Genomic DNA, 14,825 nt, shown 5'->3' with positions numbered 1-14,825 from the left:
AATCCCACGGCCGGTTTTTCACCAACCTGGAGATTAAAAATGCGGGATATTCTCGATTTCAAAGTCATGGTCACGCCGCTGATTGCCAAAGGCGTTTATCTGCTGTTGTCGGCCTTCGTCATTGTTTTGTCCCTTATTCAGATGTTCAAAGGCAGCTTTTGGCATGGCATTGTCATGCTGTGCCTGGGGCTGCTTGTCGTGCGCATATTCTTTGAATGGCTGATTCTGTTTTTCAGAATGCACGAAGCCCTGCAATCTATCGACCGCAAGTTGGGCGGCCAGCCCCAGCCGCCAGCCGCGCCATGAAAAGGCGGCAAAACGCCATGAGCGGAAAACCGGCGGCAGAAAATGCCGTTTCATGACGGGATTTCCCGTGAAAATCAATCCATTCAAACCAGGAGAAAATCCATGAAAGTGTTTTACGACAAAGACTGCGACCTGAGCCTGATCAAGGGCAAAACGGTGGCCATCATCGGCTACGGCAGCCAGGGCCATGCGCACGCGCAAAACCTGCACGAAAGCGGCGTGAACGTGGTGGTCGGCCTGCGCAAGGGCGGCGCAAGCTGGCCCAAGGCCGAGCGCGAGGGCCTGAAAGTGGCCGAAGTGGCCGAAGCCGTTCGCCAGGCGGACGTGGTCATGATCCTGCTGCCCGACGAGCACATCGCCAAGGTGTACCGCGAAGAAGTGGAGCCCCACATTCGCCAGGGCGCTTCGCTGGTTTTCGCGCACGGCTTCAACGTGCATTACGGCCAGGTGGCGCCCCGCGCCGATCTGGACGTGTGGATGGTCGCCCCCAAGGCCCCCGGCCACACCGTGCGCAGCACCTACAAGCAAGGCGGCGGCGTGCCGCACCTGATTGCAGTGCACCAAAACCCCAGCGGCAAGGCGCGTGATCTGGCCCTGTCCTACGCCATGGCCAATGGCGGCGGCAAGGCCGGCATCATCGAAACGAGCTTCCGCGAAGAAACCGAAACCGACCTGTTCGGCGAGCAGGCCGTGCTGTGCGGCGGCGCGGTGGAGCTGATCAAGGCCGGCTTTGAAACGCTGGTGGAAGCGGGCTACGCCCCGGAAATGGCCTACTTCGAGTGCCTGCACGAACTCAAGCTCATCGTGGACCTGATTTATGAAGGCGGCATCGCCAACATGAACTACTCCATCAGCAACAACGCCGAATACGGCGAATACGTCACCGGCCCGCGCGTGGTCACCGAAGCCACCAAGGCCGCCATGCGCCAGGCGCTCAAAGACATCCAGACCGGCGAATACGCCAAGAGCTTCATTCTCGAAAACCAGGCGGGCGCGCCCACGCTGCAAAGCCGCCGCCGCCTCAATGCCGAGCACCCCATCGAAATCGTGGGCGAGCAGCTGCGCGCCATGATGCCCTGGATCAAGGCCAACAAGCTGGTGGACAAGTCCCGCAATTAAGGACTTTTTTGCGGGCTTTTTCCCGGCTCCGCCCCACTCCCAAAGCTGCCTGCGGGCAGCTTTTTTTGCGCCCGCAGAAAAGGAAAGGGCGCGCGCGGGCAGGGTTTCCCCACGGCCTGGCATCACGCGCCTTGCGGGCCAGGTCCGCTGCTGGCCTTTGCCGCAGCCCGTTTGCCATGTGGCCCCGGCAGCGCCTGCCGGGGCCACAATGGGCGCATTCAATCCATTCATGGAAAACGAGGAGAGCTGCCATGCACCTTCTGCACTTCAATATGGCCGCCGTCAGCATCTGCTGCCTTTTGCTGCTGGGCGGCTTTTCATACCGCCAGAGCAAGCCGGGCGTCTGGGCCATGCTGGCTGGCGCGCTGGGCCTGCTGGCGGTCATGGCCATCAATATCTACGCAACGCTGGGGTATGGCAACTGGCGGATGTGAGCGCCCGCCCGGACTTGCCCGAATACATCAAAAAGAAGAGCGAATTTAAGGGCTGGAAACACCATTTCGCGCAATACCCACTAGGACATTGTGCTATGAATAACGGAGCGAAAGATACTGTTGAAGCAGGACGTAGCCCATTCAGCCTTGCCCATGCTGATTCGCGGATATCTCTCTGTGCCGTGCAGCCATCTCAGTTCCCGGGCCTTTGCTCCTTGCGGCCCGGCTCTGAACAGCTTCTTACTTCACCAGCCAGCTTTTGATGCGGCTTTGCCAGTGCGGCGGCACGGCGCGCGCCAGGCTGGAGAGCAGGGGCAGGCTGCGCAGCCAGGCGAGCAGGCGCAGGGCGGCGCTGCGGGGGCCGCTGGCCTGGCCGGTGGCGGGCAGGTGGGCTTCGAGCACGGCGCGGTCGGGGCCGCCGGGGCGGGGCTGAACGGCGGGCAGGCGGGCCAGGTAGTCGGTGAGGTACCAGTCCACGGGGCGCTCGGGCGCGGGCGGGATGTGGTGCGTGGCTTCTTCGGGCTGCGCGGCGGCGCAAGGCTGCGGGGCCTGGCCGGTGAGCCAGTGGCGCTGGCGGATGTCTTCAAAGAAGGCCAGCCATTGGGCGGGTGTTTGGTCCCAGGGCTGCACCCAGGTCCAGCCGCGCCCTTGCAGCCGTTCGGCGAATGCGCCCAGATCAGGCGCGACGACGGGCCAGCCGCCCAGCAGGCAGGCGCTCAAGGTGTAGCTGTAGGTTTCGGGCCACTGGGCGGGGAACCAGACGAGGTCGGGCGCCAGCCAGTCGAGCAGCGCGGGCAGGTCGGCTTCTTCGTAGCGGCCATAGACGGTGAGGTGGGTGCGCGGGCGCGCGCGCAGGCTGCGGTAGCCGTAGCCGATAAGGTGGAATTCGACGGGTGCGCCGTTTTTGCGGGCGGCGGCGGCCACGTCTTCCAGCACGTCGGCGCCCTTGATGGCGCTGAGCGCGCCGACCACGGCCACTTTGAGCGGGCGGCCGCCTTGCAGCGGCTTGGGGTGCGGCGCGGGCAGGGGGCGGACGGGGTCGATGTCGGTGTGCGGCACGTGGCGCAGGGGCGCGCCGGGCAGGTAGCGGGCCAGGCGCTGGAGCACGTCGCGCCCCGGCCCGATGAGGTAGCGCGCCTGGTTGGCAAAAGCGATGTGGCTTTGCCGCCAGGCGGCCAGCGCGGCGGGGCTGCCGCCGGGCGGGCCGTCTTCGCCGCAGTAGCGGCCGTCGGGGCCGGTGAGGGTGATTTCGGGGCAGATGAGGTAGAAGTCGTGCGCGGTGAAGTCGTAGCCCACGCCCAGGCGCAGCGGCAGCCGGCGCACTTCGTCGCCGTGGCCCAGCAGGTGGTGGTAGTGGATGTGGCACACGCCGAACTGGCGCAGCACGTCCAGCAGCAGCGGGTATTCGCTTTGCAAGGAAAAGACCAGCTCGAAGCCTTCATCCGGATCGGGCAGGCGCAGGCTCACGCGCTGGCCGGGCAGGGGGCGCAGCACGATGAACTGGGCGCGCTCGCGCAAGGCGGCGGCCAGCTCGTGCACGTGGCGCTCGGTGCCGCCCTGGCGGTCGTGCAGCACGGCAAGGATGACGGGGCGCGGCTGGCCCTCCTGGTTGGGCGCGAGGATGCGGGCCACGTCCACAGCCATGCGCGCGGGGCGGGCCGGGTCGGCCTGCACGAAGCGCAGCACATCGCCCTCGTAGCGCGGGTGCAGGCGGCGCAGGGTTTGCATGGCGGCGCGCTCGCGCGGGCTTTTGGCTTCGCCAAAGCTCACGCCGCCAAAGTGGCGCACGAAGGTGTCGAGCGCGTGCAGGTTGCGCCAGCCCGCCTGGGCGGCGCGGATGCAGAAGTCGTTTTCTTCGCCATAGCCTTTGCCGAAGTGCTCTTCGTCAAACAGGCCCACGGCCTGCAAGGCGGCGCGGCGGATGTACATGCAAAAGCCCACGCCGGTGGGCACGTCTGCCACCTGGCCGGCGTTGGCGCGGGCAAAGAGGGCGTCCAGCCGCGCGGTGTCGTAGCCGGCGGGCAGCTCGTTGTCTTTGCAAAACTGCGGGTAGCTGCAAATGGTGGCGTTGTTGGAAAAGGGCGTGACGGTGGCCACGCGCTGGTCGCCATAGGCGGCGGCGCGGATGCGGTCGAGCCAGTCGCCAGCCACTTCGGCGTCGCTGTTGAGCAGGAGCACGTCATGCGCATCAGACAGGGCCATGCCGCGATTGACGGTGCCCACAAAGCCCAGGTTCTGTTCGTTTTCCAGCAGGGTGATGCGCGGCTCGCTGGCGGCCTTGGCGCGCAGCCATTCGGCCAGCTCCGGCTCCGGGCTGGCGTCGTTGATGACGATGAGCCGCCAGGCTGTTTTGCAGCCGCTGGCCAGCACCGATTCGATGCAGCGGCGCGTGTCTTGCAGCCCGCGATAGACGGGGACGATGATGTCCACGGGCGCATCTGGCGGGGTCAGGGGGTGGGGCGCGGGGGCGGGCTTGGGGCGGGCCGAGCCGATGCCCAGCAGGCGGTCGATGGACATCTTGGCGTGGACGATGGGGCGCGTGGCGCGAAAGACGGTGGAGTTTTCAATGTCGCGCAGCAGGCGGCGGGCGTCATCGTTTTCGCGGGTGAGGACGCTGGCGCGCTCCAGCAGGGTTTTGCCCTGCTCGCGCAGGCTGTCGTTTTGCTGCTCCAGCGCGGCCACCTGGCGGGCCAGCTCGCGCCCTTGCGCCTCGGCGGCGTGCAGGGCGCTGGCGCGCTCGTGCATCTGGCGCTCCCACTCGGCGTGCTGGCTGGAAAAAGCGGCGTGATCCATCTGGCGTGCGGCGCGCTCGCTTTCGGTTTGCTCGCGGGCATCGGCAATTTCGCGCTGGGCCGCGCCAGCCAGCGCCAGCCAGTCGGCGGACATGGGCCAGCCCGCCACCACTTCCAGCGCGCCGCCGGCAGCCAGCGCCAGCGCGTCTGGCGGGATGGGCAGCTCCATCCACGGGTCGTCATCCAGCAGCAGCGCCACCAGCGCGCCTTGCGGCGTGGCGGGCGGCTGCAAGGCCATGCCGCTACGTTTGGCTTGCAGCAGGGGCAGAGCGTTGCGGCTGTCCCATTGCCAGAGCGGCTCGCCTGAAGCGCTGCGCAAGGTGATGGCGTGCAGGTAGAAAAAACCGGGGCGGTCGGCGGGGTCGAACTTCAGGCCCGTGGGCGGCTCGCCCGCAGGCAGCTCAAAGCGCAGGGTTTGCTGCGGCTGGCCCATCACGCCTGCTGCGCGCAGCTTGTGCTCTTCGGCAAAGCCGCCGCCGGGCTGGCCCAGATACAGCTCGCTGCTGAACAGCGCTTGCGCGGGCAGCAGCGGCTCTGCCGGGGGCGGCTCCACGCGCTCGCCCGGCGCGGCGGCGCGCGCCACGACGATGAACTGGTAGGTCAGCGCGTCGGGCAGCGCCAGCAGGTGTCGCGCCACGGGGGCGGGCAGGGCGTCAAAGGCCGCGCGAAATTCCGATTCGGGCAGCGCGCGCTGGATGGTTTCCAGACTGTCGATGGCCCAGCCGTTTTCGGCCAGAAAGCGCGTGAGGGCGCGGCGGGTGAAAAAGCGCAGGTGCGTTTCATCCAGCAAGCCTTCGGGGCGGTAGCGGAATTCGCCCGCCATCAACTCCGCAATCAGGCCGCAGTAGCCAGCGTTGGGAATGGAGATGAGCACGCGCCCGTTCCCGGCCAGCAGGCGGCGGGCGCTGGCCAGCACTTGCTGCGGGTGGCGGGTGTGCTCCAGCACGTCGGCGCAGACGATGGCGTCGTACTGGCTGCCGGCGAACAGGGCGGCGAGGTCGGCGCTGTCCAGGTTGGCCACTTCCACGCGGCGGTAGTCGGGAGCGGCCAGGGCGGCTTCTTCGGTGTTGAGCGTGAGGCCGTCAATCACCGCGCCATCGCCGCGCCGCGTGAGAAAGCGGCCCACGGCGCCGCTGCCGCAGCCCAGGTCCAGCACGCGCGCGCCGGGCGGAATGTGGGCGCTCAAAACGGAAAGGGAGGTGCGCTCGCTGCCGTGAATCTCGCGGTCATACACGTGCAGGGCGGAAGAGGGCATGGTCATGGGCTGGCATTCAGCAAGGAAAGGAGCGGCGCGCGCCTGAAAGGCCAGGCGTTCGCGCCCGCTTGATCAGGCAAGAGCCTGGGTTGTGGCCGCCTTTGCGATTAAAACAGTAGCAAATTCAGGGCATCCAAAAACAGGGTTGTCGCTTTATCTGCGGGGATGGTTTGCTACCAATCAAGGAGCAAAAAATTTCTCTTTCCTGTGGCCCGCTCGCATGTGTGGATGGGCAAGGGCGAACCGGCGCCGGAAACCCGGAAAAACGCCCCTGCGGAGAGGGGCGGCAAAGGGGGAGGCAAGAGGGCGTCCAGATGGCGGCGAATGCTACCATGCGCGAATTTTTTGGCACTTTTCCCCACATGACTTCGCTGGCGCTGTTTGCCTTTCTGGTGTCGCTGGTGGCCACCTTGCTGGTGCGCCGGCTGGCGCTGCGCTGGCACACCCCTTATGCGCAAGATGCCTCGCAGCGCCTGCATGTGGGCTACGTGCCGCGCCTGGGCGGGCTGGGCGTGCTCGCGGGCTGGGCCTGCGCCCTTGCGGCGCTGCCGCTGCTCCAGCGGCTGGGCATGGCGGGCAATATTGATTGGGCCCGGCTGGCCCTGCCTTGGTGGGCGGCCGCGCTGCTGCCCGCCTTCACGGGCGGCGTGCTGGAAGATTTGACCCAGCGCCTGACGGTGCGCTGGCGGCTGCTGCTCACCCTGGTTTCGGGCCTGCTGGCCTGGGCGCTGCTGGGCGCGCAGGTGCCGCGCCTGGGCTTTGGCTGGCTCGACGGCTACTGGAGCGCCGCCCCGTGGCTGGGCGTGGCGCTGGCCGTTTTTGCCGTCACGGGCCTGCCCCATGCCTTCAACCTGATCGACGGCGTGAACGGCCTGGCGGGCACCGTGGCGCTGGTGGTGTGCCTGGCTTTCGCGCATGTGGCCATTCAGCTGGGCGACCGGGAGCTGGCCTCCATCGCCATTGCGCTGGCCGCCGCCACGGCGGGCTTTCTGTTCTGGAACTACCCGCGCGGGCTGGTTTTTGCGGGCGATTCGGGCGCTTACCTGTGGGGGCTGGTCATTGCCATGCTCAGCGTGCTGCTGGTGCAGCGCCACCCGGGCGTGTCGCCGTGGTTTCCCGTGCTGGTGCTGATGTATCCGGTGTGGGAGACCATTTTTTCCATCTACCGCAAGCTGGCCCGGGGCGACTCGCCCGGCATGGCTGACGCGCTGCACCTGCACCAGCTCATCTACCGCCGTCTGGCGTGCAGCGTGCTGCAAGAAGACGAGGCCGCTGCCATGCTCAAGCGCAACAGCCGCACTGCGCCCTATCTCTGGGGCTTTTTGCTGCTCACCGTGGCGCCGGCCGTTCTGTTCTGGCGCAACAGCGCCGTGCTGCTGGCTTTTTGCCTGCTTTTTGCCGCCAGCTACGTGGCGGCTTATCTGAGCCTGGTTCACTTCAAGGCCCAAAGGGTTTTTGGCCGCAGAAGCGACTCGTGATCCGCCGGGCGGCCATTGCGCGCGGCGGATGGGCCAGACAGGGCCTGCGCATCAGCCTGAGAGTGCCAAAAACAGGAGCGAATTCAAGGGCCGGAAATGCCGCTTCGCGCAGTATCCACTAGGACGTTATGCTCCGAATAAAGGAGCGAAATAAGGAGCGAAATGGCAGGCGCTTTGGCCTTGCTCTGCCGCCTCTGCGGGCGGCGGGTGAACCGGTTCTAGGCCGCTGGCGGCAGCTTCATGGCGCGGGCCGCTTCGGTCTGGGCGGCGCGGAATGCGTCGAGCTTTTGCCGCAAGGCGGCGTCGCGGCAGGCCAGCATGGCAACGGCAAACAGCGCCGCGTTGGCTGCGCCCGCCGCGCCAATGGCGAAGGTGGCCACGGGCACGCCCTTGGGCATTTGCACGATGCTGTGCAGCGAGTCCACGCCTTGCAAGTGGCGCGAGGCCACGGGCACGCCCAGCACGGGCACGGGCGTTTTGGCCGCCAGCATGCCGGGCAGGTGGGCGGCGCCGCCTGCGCCCGCGATGATGGCTTCAAGCCCCCGGCCGCGCGCGCCTTCGGCGTAGGCGAACAGCTCGTCGGGCATGCGGTGGGCCGAGACCACGCGCGCCTCGTGCGGCACGCCAAAGGATTGCAGCATTTGCACGGCGTGCTGCATGGTTTCCCAGTCGCTGCTGGAGCCCATGAGCACGCCGACGAGAGGGGCTTGGGAAGAGGTTTGAGAAGGGGTTCCGGAAGGGGCGGGCGTGTCGGTCATCATCTTGCACAATGGTTTTTTGGCCCGATTTTCCCCGTTTCACTGATTCATCCAGAGAGCGTTTTTCATGATTGAAGTCACCCTGCAAAACTTTGAAAGCGAAGTCATCGCCGCTTCCATGCACACGCCCGTGCTGCTCGATTTCTGGGCGGCCTGGTGCGGCCCCTGCCAGTCGCTTGGCCCCGTGCTGGAGCAGCTGGAGGACGAATACGCAGGCCGCTTTGTGCTGGCCAAGGTGGATTCAGACCGGCAGCAGCAACTGGCCGCAGCCTTTGGCATTCGCAGCCTGCCCACGTGCATCTTGCTCAAGGGCGGCCAGCCGGTGGACGGCTTTACCGGCGCGCTGCCTGCCGGGCAGGTGCGCCAGTTTCTGGACAAGCACGTGCCCAGCGAAGGCGCCGTGGCCGCCGAGGGCAGCGTGCAAGAAGCCGACGCGCTGCTTGAATCGGGCGACCCGGCCGCCGCCCTGGCCAAGCTGGCCGATGCGCTGGCGCAAGACCCGGCCAATGACGAGGCCCGCTTTGACTACGTGCGCCTCTTGATTGCCACTGGCCGGCTTGACGAAGCGGGCGCGGCCCTGCAAGAGCCGCTGGCGCGCGAGCCGCGCCCCTTGCGCTTTGACGCGCTCCATCACTGGCTGCAGGCGGCGCGCGCCGCCAAGGCAGGCGACTGGGGGCAGTGGAAGCTGGCGGAGCTGGATGCGGCCATTGCGCAAGACAAGCGCAACTTCACCGCGCGCTATCAGAAAGCGCAAATCCTCATGGCCGAAGGCGTGTGGACGCAGGCGATGGACGAGCTGCTCGAAATCATCCTGCGCGACCGCCAATGGGAAGGCGATCTGGCCCGCAAAACCTACGTGGCCATTTTGGAGTTGCTCACGCCCGCGCCCGACAAGGCCAAGGCGCATGAAGGCAAGAGCGCTGGCGGCATCGAGCTGACCGGCAAGGCCGCCGCCGCGCAGCAAGACCCGCAGGCCGAACTCGTCTCGCGCTACCGCCGCAAGCTCTCCATGGCGCTGAACTGAAGGCCAGGGCGGCCAGGCGCGGGCCGCCGCATGGCGCGCCATTACCCCAAAAAGAGGAGCGAATTTGAGTGGGTGTAAATGCCGTCTAGCGCAGTTTCCACTAGGACATCATGCTCTTGATTCGAGAGCTGAATCAAGCGCGAAACCAGCGTGCCTGCTTGCCTGACGGCGGCGGCCTGCCAAAAGCGGCCAGCGGACAATCGCCGCTGTCTTCTTTTTCTCTTTTCCTTTTCGTCTTTTCATTTCCCGCGCCCTATGCCAGCTCCCATCCAGGCCGTCATGCTTGACTGCGACGGCACGCTCGTCGATACGCTGGGCGACTTTGACGCCGCCCTGAACGCCATGCTGCGGCAGATGCGCCGCCCCCGCATCGAGCGCGAGCAGATCGCCCGCTTCGTGGGGCGCGGCACGGAGCATTTGCTGCGCTGCGTGCTGGCCCTGCAAGATGGCGGGGCAATGCCCGATGAGGCCACGTTCAATCAGGCCTGGGCCGCTTACTTGCAGGCGTACGAGCAAGTCAATGGCACGCACAGCCGGCTCTATCCGGGCGTGCGCGAAGGGCTGGCGGCCTTGCAGGCGCAGGGGCTGCCGCTGGCGTGCCTGACCAACAAGCCGCAGGCTTTTGCCCGCGAGCTGATGCGCAGGCTGGGGCTGGCGCCGTTTTTCCGCTTCATTCACGGCGGCGACACCTTCGCGCGCAAGAAGCCCGATCCGCTGCCGCTGCTGGAAACCTGCCGCCTGCTGGGCGCGCCCCCTGCGGCCACGCTGATGGTGGGCGACTCGCGCAACGACGCGCAGGCCGCGCGCGCGGCGGGCTGCCCCGTCTTCTTGCTGCCCTATGGCTACAACTACGGCTGCCCAGTCGAGCAGGAAGGCGCAGATGCCGTGCTGCCGGATTTGCCCGCCATCGCCAAGCGCCTGCAAGCGGCTTGATCACGCGGGCGGCCCGGCAGCCGGATACTTCAATAAGAAGAGCGAATTCAAAGGGGCAAAAAAGCCACTTGCCGCTTTATTGGCGCGATAGTGCGCTATGAAACAAAGAGCAAAGAGCGAATCAAGGCGCTTTTCCCGCGCCGTTTTCAGCCTGCTTGCCGCCGCCAGCTTGTTTGCTGGCCCTCCAGTAAACTGCCCGCCCCATGTTGCCGCCGCTTTTTTCTTTTGCTGATGCGGGCCGCCGCGCCCGGGGGGCGTGGCCCTGGCGCAAGCCTGCGCGCTGACTTTGCCCCTGGCTTTCGCGTCCGCAATGGGCGCGCGCGGCGGAGGCCGCCGCCGCAGCCTTTTTCCCCTTTTCAAGTTTCTTTCGCGCGTGCCAGCGGCTGGCTTTGCGCGCATGTTTTTCTGATGACAGGTAACCGATTCATGACCGAGCAGGAATTCAAGGCCCTGGCCGCGCAGGGCTACAACCGCATTGCGCTGGTGGCCGAGGCGTTCGCCGATCTGGAGACGCCGCTGTCGCTGTATCTGAAGCTCACGGCCACGCCGGGCAAGCCGGATGACACGGGCGGCCGCCGCTACAGCTTTTTGCTGGAGTCGGTGGTGGGCGGCGAGCGTTTCGGGCGCTACTCGTTCATTGGCCTGCCCGCGCGCACTTTTTTGCGCGCCAGCGGCTTTGGCGAGCAGGCGAAAACCGAGGTGGTGACCGATGGCCAGGTGGTGGAAACCGCCCCGGGCAATCCGCTGGATTTCATCGAGCGCTACCAGCGCCGCTTCAAGGTGGCGCTGCCGCCGGCGGCGCCGCGCTTTTGCGGCGGGCTGGCGGGCTACTTTGGCTATGACACGGTGCGCCACATCGAGAAAAAGCTGGCGCACACCTGCCCGCCTGACACGCTGGGCTGCCCGGACATTTTTTTGCTGCACTGCGAGGAGGTGGCCGTCATTGACAACCTCACGGGCAAGCTGCATTTCATCGTCTATGCCGATCCGGCCCAGGCGGGCGCTTTCGAGCGTGCACGCGCGCGCCTGCACGAGCTGCACGAGCGCCTGTGCCAGCCCGTGATTCCGCCGCGCCTGCGGCCCGCGCCCGCGCAAGCCGTGCACCGCGAGTTCGACAAGGCCGATTTCCTGGCCGCCGTGGCGCGCGCCAAGGAGCTGATCGCGGCGGGCGACTTCATGCAGGTGGAAGTGGGCCAGCGCCTGTCCAAGCCCTTTGCGGGCGATGCGCTGTCGCTCTACCGCGCGCTGCGCTCGCTCAACCCGTCGCCCTATCTGTATTTTTATGACCTGGGCGATTTCCACGTTGTCGGCTCCAGCCCCGAAATCCTGGTGCGCCACGAGCGGGCCGAAGGCGGGCAGAAGATCACCATCCGCCCGCTGGCGGGCACGCGCCCGCGCGGCGCCACGCCCGAGGCCGACCAGGCCGCCGAAGCCGAGCTGCTGGCCGACCCCAAGGAGCGCGCCGAGCACGTCATGCTCATTGACCTGGCCCGCAACGACATTGGCCGCATCGCCCGCATCGGCAGCGTGAAAGTGACCGAAGCCTTTGCCGTGGAGCGCTACAGCCATGTCATGCACATCGTCAGCAATGTGGAAGGCCTGCTGCTGGACGGCATGAGCCACATGGACGTGCTCCGGGCCACCTTCCCCGCCGGCACCTTGAGCGGCGCGCCCAAGATTCACGCGATGGAGCTGATAGACGAGCTGGAGCCGAGCAAGCGGGGCGTGTATGGCGGCGCGTGCGGCCACATCAGCTACGCGGGCGACATGGACCTGGCCATTGCCATTCGCACCGGCATCGTCAAGGGCGGGCGGCTCTACACCCAGGCGGCCGCCGGCATCGTGGCCGACAGCGACCCTGAAATGGAGTGGCGCGAAACCGAGGCCAAGGCCCGCGCCCTGCTGCGCGCCAGCGAGCTGGTGGAAGAAGGGCTGCACTGATCATGAAAGCCATTGCCCAGGTTCGCCACTGCGAAAACATGGCCGAAGTGCGCGCCTGCGTGGACGCGCTGGACGACGCCCTTGTGCCCCTGCTCGTGACCCGCTGCGGCTACATGACGCAAGCGGCCCGCATCAAGGGCGATGCCCGGCTGGTTCATGACCAGGCCCGCATCGACCAGATCGTGGCCCGCGTGCGCGAGCAGGCCGCCGCCGAAGGCGGCAACCCCGGCCTGCTGGAGCGCATCTACCGCGCCCTTATCGACTGCTGCATTGCCCATGAGCACGAAGAGCTGCGCCGCTTGCAGGCTGGCCCCGATTCCGCTTCATCCTCTTGTGCAGGAGCCGCGCCATGAACCTCTTGATGATTGACAACTACGACAGCTTTACTTTCAACATCGTCCAGTACTTTGGCGAGCTGGGCGCGCGCGTGAGCACGCTGCGCAACGACGAAACCACGCTGGAAGATTTGCAGGCGCGCTTTGCCCGGGGCGAATTCAGCCGCCTGTGCATCAGCCCCGGCCCTTGCGCGCCAGCGCAGGCGGGCGTGTCGGTGGCTGCCATTCGCCACTTTGCGGGCAAAGTGCCCATCCTCGGCGTGTGCCTGGGCCACCAGGCCATAGGCGAGGCGCTGGGCGGGCGCATCGTGCGCGCCGGGCGGCAAATGCACGGCAAAACCAGCGTCATCACCACCGATCAAAAAGGCGTGTTCGCCGGGCTGCCCAGGCAGTTCACCGTCAATCGCTACCACTCGCTGGTGATTGAGCGCGCCACCTGTCCGCCGGAGCTGGAAATCACCGCCGCCAGCGACGATGACGGCGAAATCATGGCCGTGCGCCACAAAACCCTGCCCATCGAAGGCGTGCAGTTCCACCCCGAAAGCGTGCTGACCGAGCACGGCCACGCCATGCTCAGAAACTTTCTGGAGCAGCCCGCCGGCTGATCTGCCGGCAGGGCATGCGGTTCGCGCCGTCATGCATCAAATCGGCCTGAAGTCCTGGTGCAGACTGGATTTGCAGCTATTGATTTGATAGTGAATGCAGGCGAAGAGCGCCGCCCCTGCATACACTCGCCCCTCTTTTTCAATACCGCTGCGTGTACTTCATGACTGCCGCCCCTTTGCCGACCCATCGATCTGAGCTGATGCAACGTCTGGTCCGGCCCGGGCGGTATGACGTGGCGGTGATTGGCGGCGGCGCCACGGGGCTGGGCGTGGCACTGGATGCGGCAGTGCGCGGCCTGAAAGTGCTGCTGCTGGAAGCGCATGACTTTGCCAAGGGCACTTCGTCACGCGCCACCAAGCTGGTGCATGGCGGGGTGCGTTATCTGGCGCAGGGCAATGTGGCGCTGGTGCGCGAGGCGCTGCACGAGCGCGCGCACATCCTGGCGGCGGCGCCCCATCTGGCGCAGCCGCTGGCGTTCGTGATGCCGTCTTACAGCTGGTGGGAAACGCCCTGGTACGGCATGGGGCTGAAGGTTTATGACCTGCTGGCGGGCCAGGCCAGTTTGGGGAGTACGCAGTGGCTGGGCACGATTGCCGTGCAAAACCGCCTGCCGGGCGCGCAGCCGCAGGGCCTGAAGGGCGGCGTGCAGTATTGGGATGGGCAGTTTGACGACGCGCGGCTGGCGCTGGCGCTGGCGCGCACGGCGGCGGCGCATGGCGCTTTGCTGGTGAACCATTGCCCCGTGACGCAGTTGCGCCACGCAGGCAGCAAGGTGGCGGGGCTGCGGGCAAGGGATGCCGAAACAGGGCAGGAATATGACATTGAGGCGGGCTGCGTCATCAACGCCTCAGGCGTGTGGGTGGACGCCTTGCGCCAGCAGGACGCCGCAGCCACAGGGCGCAGCGCAAGCGCGCTGGTTGCGCCCAGCCAGGGCGTGCATGTGGTGGTGGATCAGGACTTTCTGCCTGGCCGCCGCGCGCTGCTGGTGCCCAGCACGGCGGACGGGCGCGTTCTGTTTGCCGTGCCGTGGCTGGGCAAACTCATTTTGGGCACGACGGACAACCCGCGCCATGATTTGCCGCTGGAGCCTTGCCCGCAAGAAGATGAAGTGGACTTCATCTTGCGCGAAGCGGGGCGCTACCTGCGCCGCCCGCCCCGGCGCGCCGATGTGCGCAGCCAGTGGGCGGGGCTGCGGCCGCTGGTCAAGCCGCAGAGCCAGGCTGCAACCAAGTCAATCAGCCGCGAGCACACCATCCTGATCGACGCAAGCGGGCTGGTGACCGTGACGGGCGGCAAATGGACGACTTACCGCGCCATGGCCCAGGACGTGCTGGCCCGCTGCGCCGACGCGGGCCTGGTGCCGCAAGGCGCATCGCGCACGGCAGGCTTGAAGCTGGTGGGCGCCTTGCCGGATGGCGCGCAAGCCGTGCCGTTGAACGAGGCGCCCGGGCCGCATTTGTATGGCGGCGAAGCGGATGCGCTGGCGCAACTGCCGGGGCATGAACGCTGGATGACGGACGGGCTGAGCGAGGCCATGGTGCGCTTTGCGGCGCGGCATGAATACGCCCGCAGCGTGGAAGATGTGCTGGCGCGCCGCTCGCGCCTGCTGTTTCTGGACGCTGCGGCTGCGGCTGCCGTGGCGCCTGCCGTGGCGAATGTGCTGCAAGAAGAGACGGGCCGGGATGCCGGGCTGGAAAGCTTTCTGACCTTGACTATCCAATATGGCAGTCTTGGAGGTGCAAAAAAAGCTTGACAAGCTTGTTTCAGGTTGCCATAATCCGCTGCTTCACTTGCTTTCGAGCTGCTCAAAGCGGGTGGCTCAAGCAAATTCTGCCCATACACGG

At 66.5% G+C, this 14,825-nt stretch carries 12 protein-coding genes; 9 read left to right on the top strand and 3 right to left on the bottom strand.

Annotation, left to right across the window (positions count from 1 at the left end; genetic code table 11):
* Positions 1–33: 33 nt before the first annotated feature.
* A complete protein-coding gene (locus tag QB898_RS01680) occupies positions 34–360 on the bottom strand; it encodes a hypothetical protein (RefSeq protein ID WP_279523542.1) in 327 nt (108 codons plus the stop codon).
* A gap of 48 nt (positions 361–408) precedes the next feature.
* Between QB898_RS01680 and ilvC the strand changes: the two genes are divergently transcribed.
* Together ilvC and QB898_RS01670 are read left to right on the top strand one after the other, a co-directional pair.
* A complete protein-coding gene (gene ilvC, locus QB898_RS01675) occupies positions 409–1,425 on the top strand; it encodes a ketol-acid reductoisomerase (protein ID WP_050715421.1) in 1,017 nt (338 codons plus the stop codon).
* Positions 1,426–1,676: 251 nt separating this feature from the next.
* A complete protein-coding gene (locus QB898_RS01670; RefSeq protein ID WP_279523541.1) occupies positions 1,677–1,859 on the top strand; it encodes a hypothetical protein in 183 nt (60 codons plus the stop codon).
* A gap of 240 nt (positions 1,860–2,099) precedes the next feature.
* On the opposite strand, the gene QB898_RS01665 is transcribed toward QB898_RS01670, so the two are convergent.
* On the bottom strand, positions 2,100–5,912 hold the full coding sequence (locus QB898_RS01665; protein WP_279523540.1) for a methyltransferase domain-containing protein: 3,813 nt from the start codon (positions 5,910–5,912) through the stop codon (positions 2,100–2,102).
* Positions 5,913–6,268: 356 nt separating this feature from the next.
* Here QB898_RS01665 and QB898_RS01660 point away from each other — a divergent pair, with 356 nt between their 5' ends.
* Positions 6,269–7,384 carry a glycosyltransferase family 4 protein gene (locus QB898_RS01660; protein ID WP_279523539.1) on the top strand — a complete coding sequence of 372 codons (1,116 nt, stop codon included), beginning with the start codon at positions 6,269–6,271 and terminating at the stop codon, positions 7,382–7,384.
* 218 nt (positions 7,385–7,602) lie between these two features.
* Here QB898_RS01660 and purE read toward each other — a convergent pair whose 3' ends face one another.
* Positions 7,603–8,142, bottom strand: a complete 540-nt coding sequence (purE, locus tag QB898_RS01655; protein WP_279523538.1) for a 5-(carboxyamino)imidazole ribonucleotide mutase — start codon at positions 8,140–8,142, stop codon at positions 7,603–7,605.
* Positions 8,143–8,209: 67 nt separating this feature from the next.
* Between purE and trxA the strand changes: the two genes are divergently transcribed.
* From trxA to QB898_RS01625, 6 genes are all read left to right on the top strand, one after another.
* Positions 8,210–9,166 (top strand): thioredoxin, encoded by a 957-nt coding sequence (gene trxA / locus QB898_RS01650; RefSeq protein ID WP_279523537.1) that lies wholly within the window; start codon positions 8,210–8,212, stop codon positions 9,164–9,166.
* Positions 9,167–9,421: 255 nt separating this feature from the next.
* Positions 9,422–10,099: a phosphoglycolate phosphatase gene (locus tag QB898_RS01645; RefSeq protein ID WP_279523536.1), complete on the top strand. Its 678-nt coding sequence runs from the start codon at positions 9,422–9,424 to the stop codon at positions 10,097–10,099.
* Positions 10,100–10,525: 426 nt separating this feature from the next.
* Entirely contained in the window at positions 10,526–12,040 is a 1,515-nt protein-coding gene (gene trpE, locus QB898_RS01640) for an anthranilate synthase component I (protein WP_428982710.1), read from the top strand.
* The gene (locus tag QB898_RS01635) at positions 12,040–12,393 is read left to right on the top strand and encodes a chorismate mutase (protein WP_102284494.1); all 354 of its coding nucleotides are present in this window, start codon (positions 12,040–12,042) and stop codon (positions 12,391–12,393) included. Before trpE ends, QB898_RS01635 begins: the two co-directional genes overlap by 1 nt.
* Entirely contained in the window at positions 12,390–12,980 is a 591-nt protein-coding gene (locus QB898_RS01630; RefSeq protein WP_102283368.1) for an anthranilate synthase component II, read from the top strand. Before QB898_RS01635 ends, QB898_RS01630 begins: the two co-directional genes overlap by 4 nt.
* Positions 12,981–13,180: 200 nt before the next feature.
* Positions 13,181–14,734 (top strand): glycerol-3-phosphate dehydrogenase/oxidase, encoded by a 1,554-nt coding sequence (locus QB898_RS01625; protein ID WP_428982709.1) that lies wholly within the window; start codon positions 13,181–13,183, stop codon positions 14,732–14,734.
* Positions 14,735–14,825: the final 91 nt, after the last annotated feature.

It is taken from the genome of Ottowia cancrivicina (assembly GCF_029813755.1).
Lineage (GTDB): Bacteria > Pseudomonadota > Gammaproteobacteria > Burkholderiales > Burkholderiaceae_C > Ottowia > Ottowia massiliensis.
This window is presented reverse-complemented; position numbering and strand designations above follow the sequence as displayed.

Bases quoted from the DNA above. Each gene is read 5' to 3' on its own strand.
- trxA (WP_279523537.1), top strand. From the start codon at position 8,210: ATGATTGAAGTCACCCTGCAAAACTTTGAAAGCGAAGTCATCGCCGCT.
- QB898_RS01670 (WP_279523541.1), top strand. From the start codon at position 1,677: ATGCACCTTCTGCACTTCAATATGGCCGCCGTCAGCATCTGCTGCCTT.
- ilvC (WP_050715421.1), top strand. From the start codon at position 409: ATGAAAGTGTTTTACGACAAAGACTGCGACCTGAGCCTGATCAAGGGC.
- purE (WP_279523538.1), bottom strand. From the start codon at position 8,142: ATGACCGACACGCCCGCCCCTTCCGGAACCCCTTCTCAAACCTCTTCC.
- QB898_RS01630 (WP_102283368.1), top strand. From the start codon at position 12,390: ATGAACCTCTTGATGATTGACAACTACGACAGCTTTACTTTCAACATC.
- QB898_RS01665 (WP_279523540.1), bottom strand. From the start codon at position 5,912: ATGACCATGCCCTCTTCCGCCCTGCACGTGTATGACCGCGAGATTCAC.
- QB898_RS01625 (WP_428982709.1), top strand. From the start codon at position 13,181: ATGCAACGTCTGGTCCGGCCCGGGCGGTATGACGTGGCGGTGATTGGC.
- trpE (WP_428982710.1), top strand. From the start codon at position 10,526: ATGACCGAGCAGGAATTCAAGGCCCTGGCCGCGCAGGGCTACAACCGC.
- QB898_RS01660 (WP_279523539.1), top strand. From the start codon at position 6,269: ATGACTTCGCTGGCGCTGTTTGCCTTTCTGGTGTCGCTGGTGGCCACC.
- QB898_RS01680 (WP_279523542.1), bottom strand. From the start codon at position 360: ATGAAACGGCATTTTCTGCCGCCGGTTTTCCGCTCATGGCGTTTTGCC.
- QB898_RS01645 (WP_279523536.1), top strand. From the start codon at position 9,422: ATGCCAGCTCCCATCCAGGCCGTCATGCTTGACTGCGACGGCACGCTC.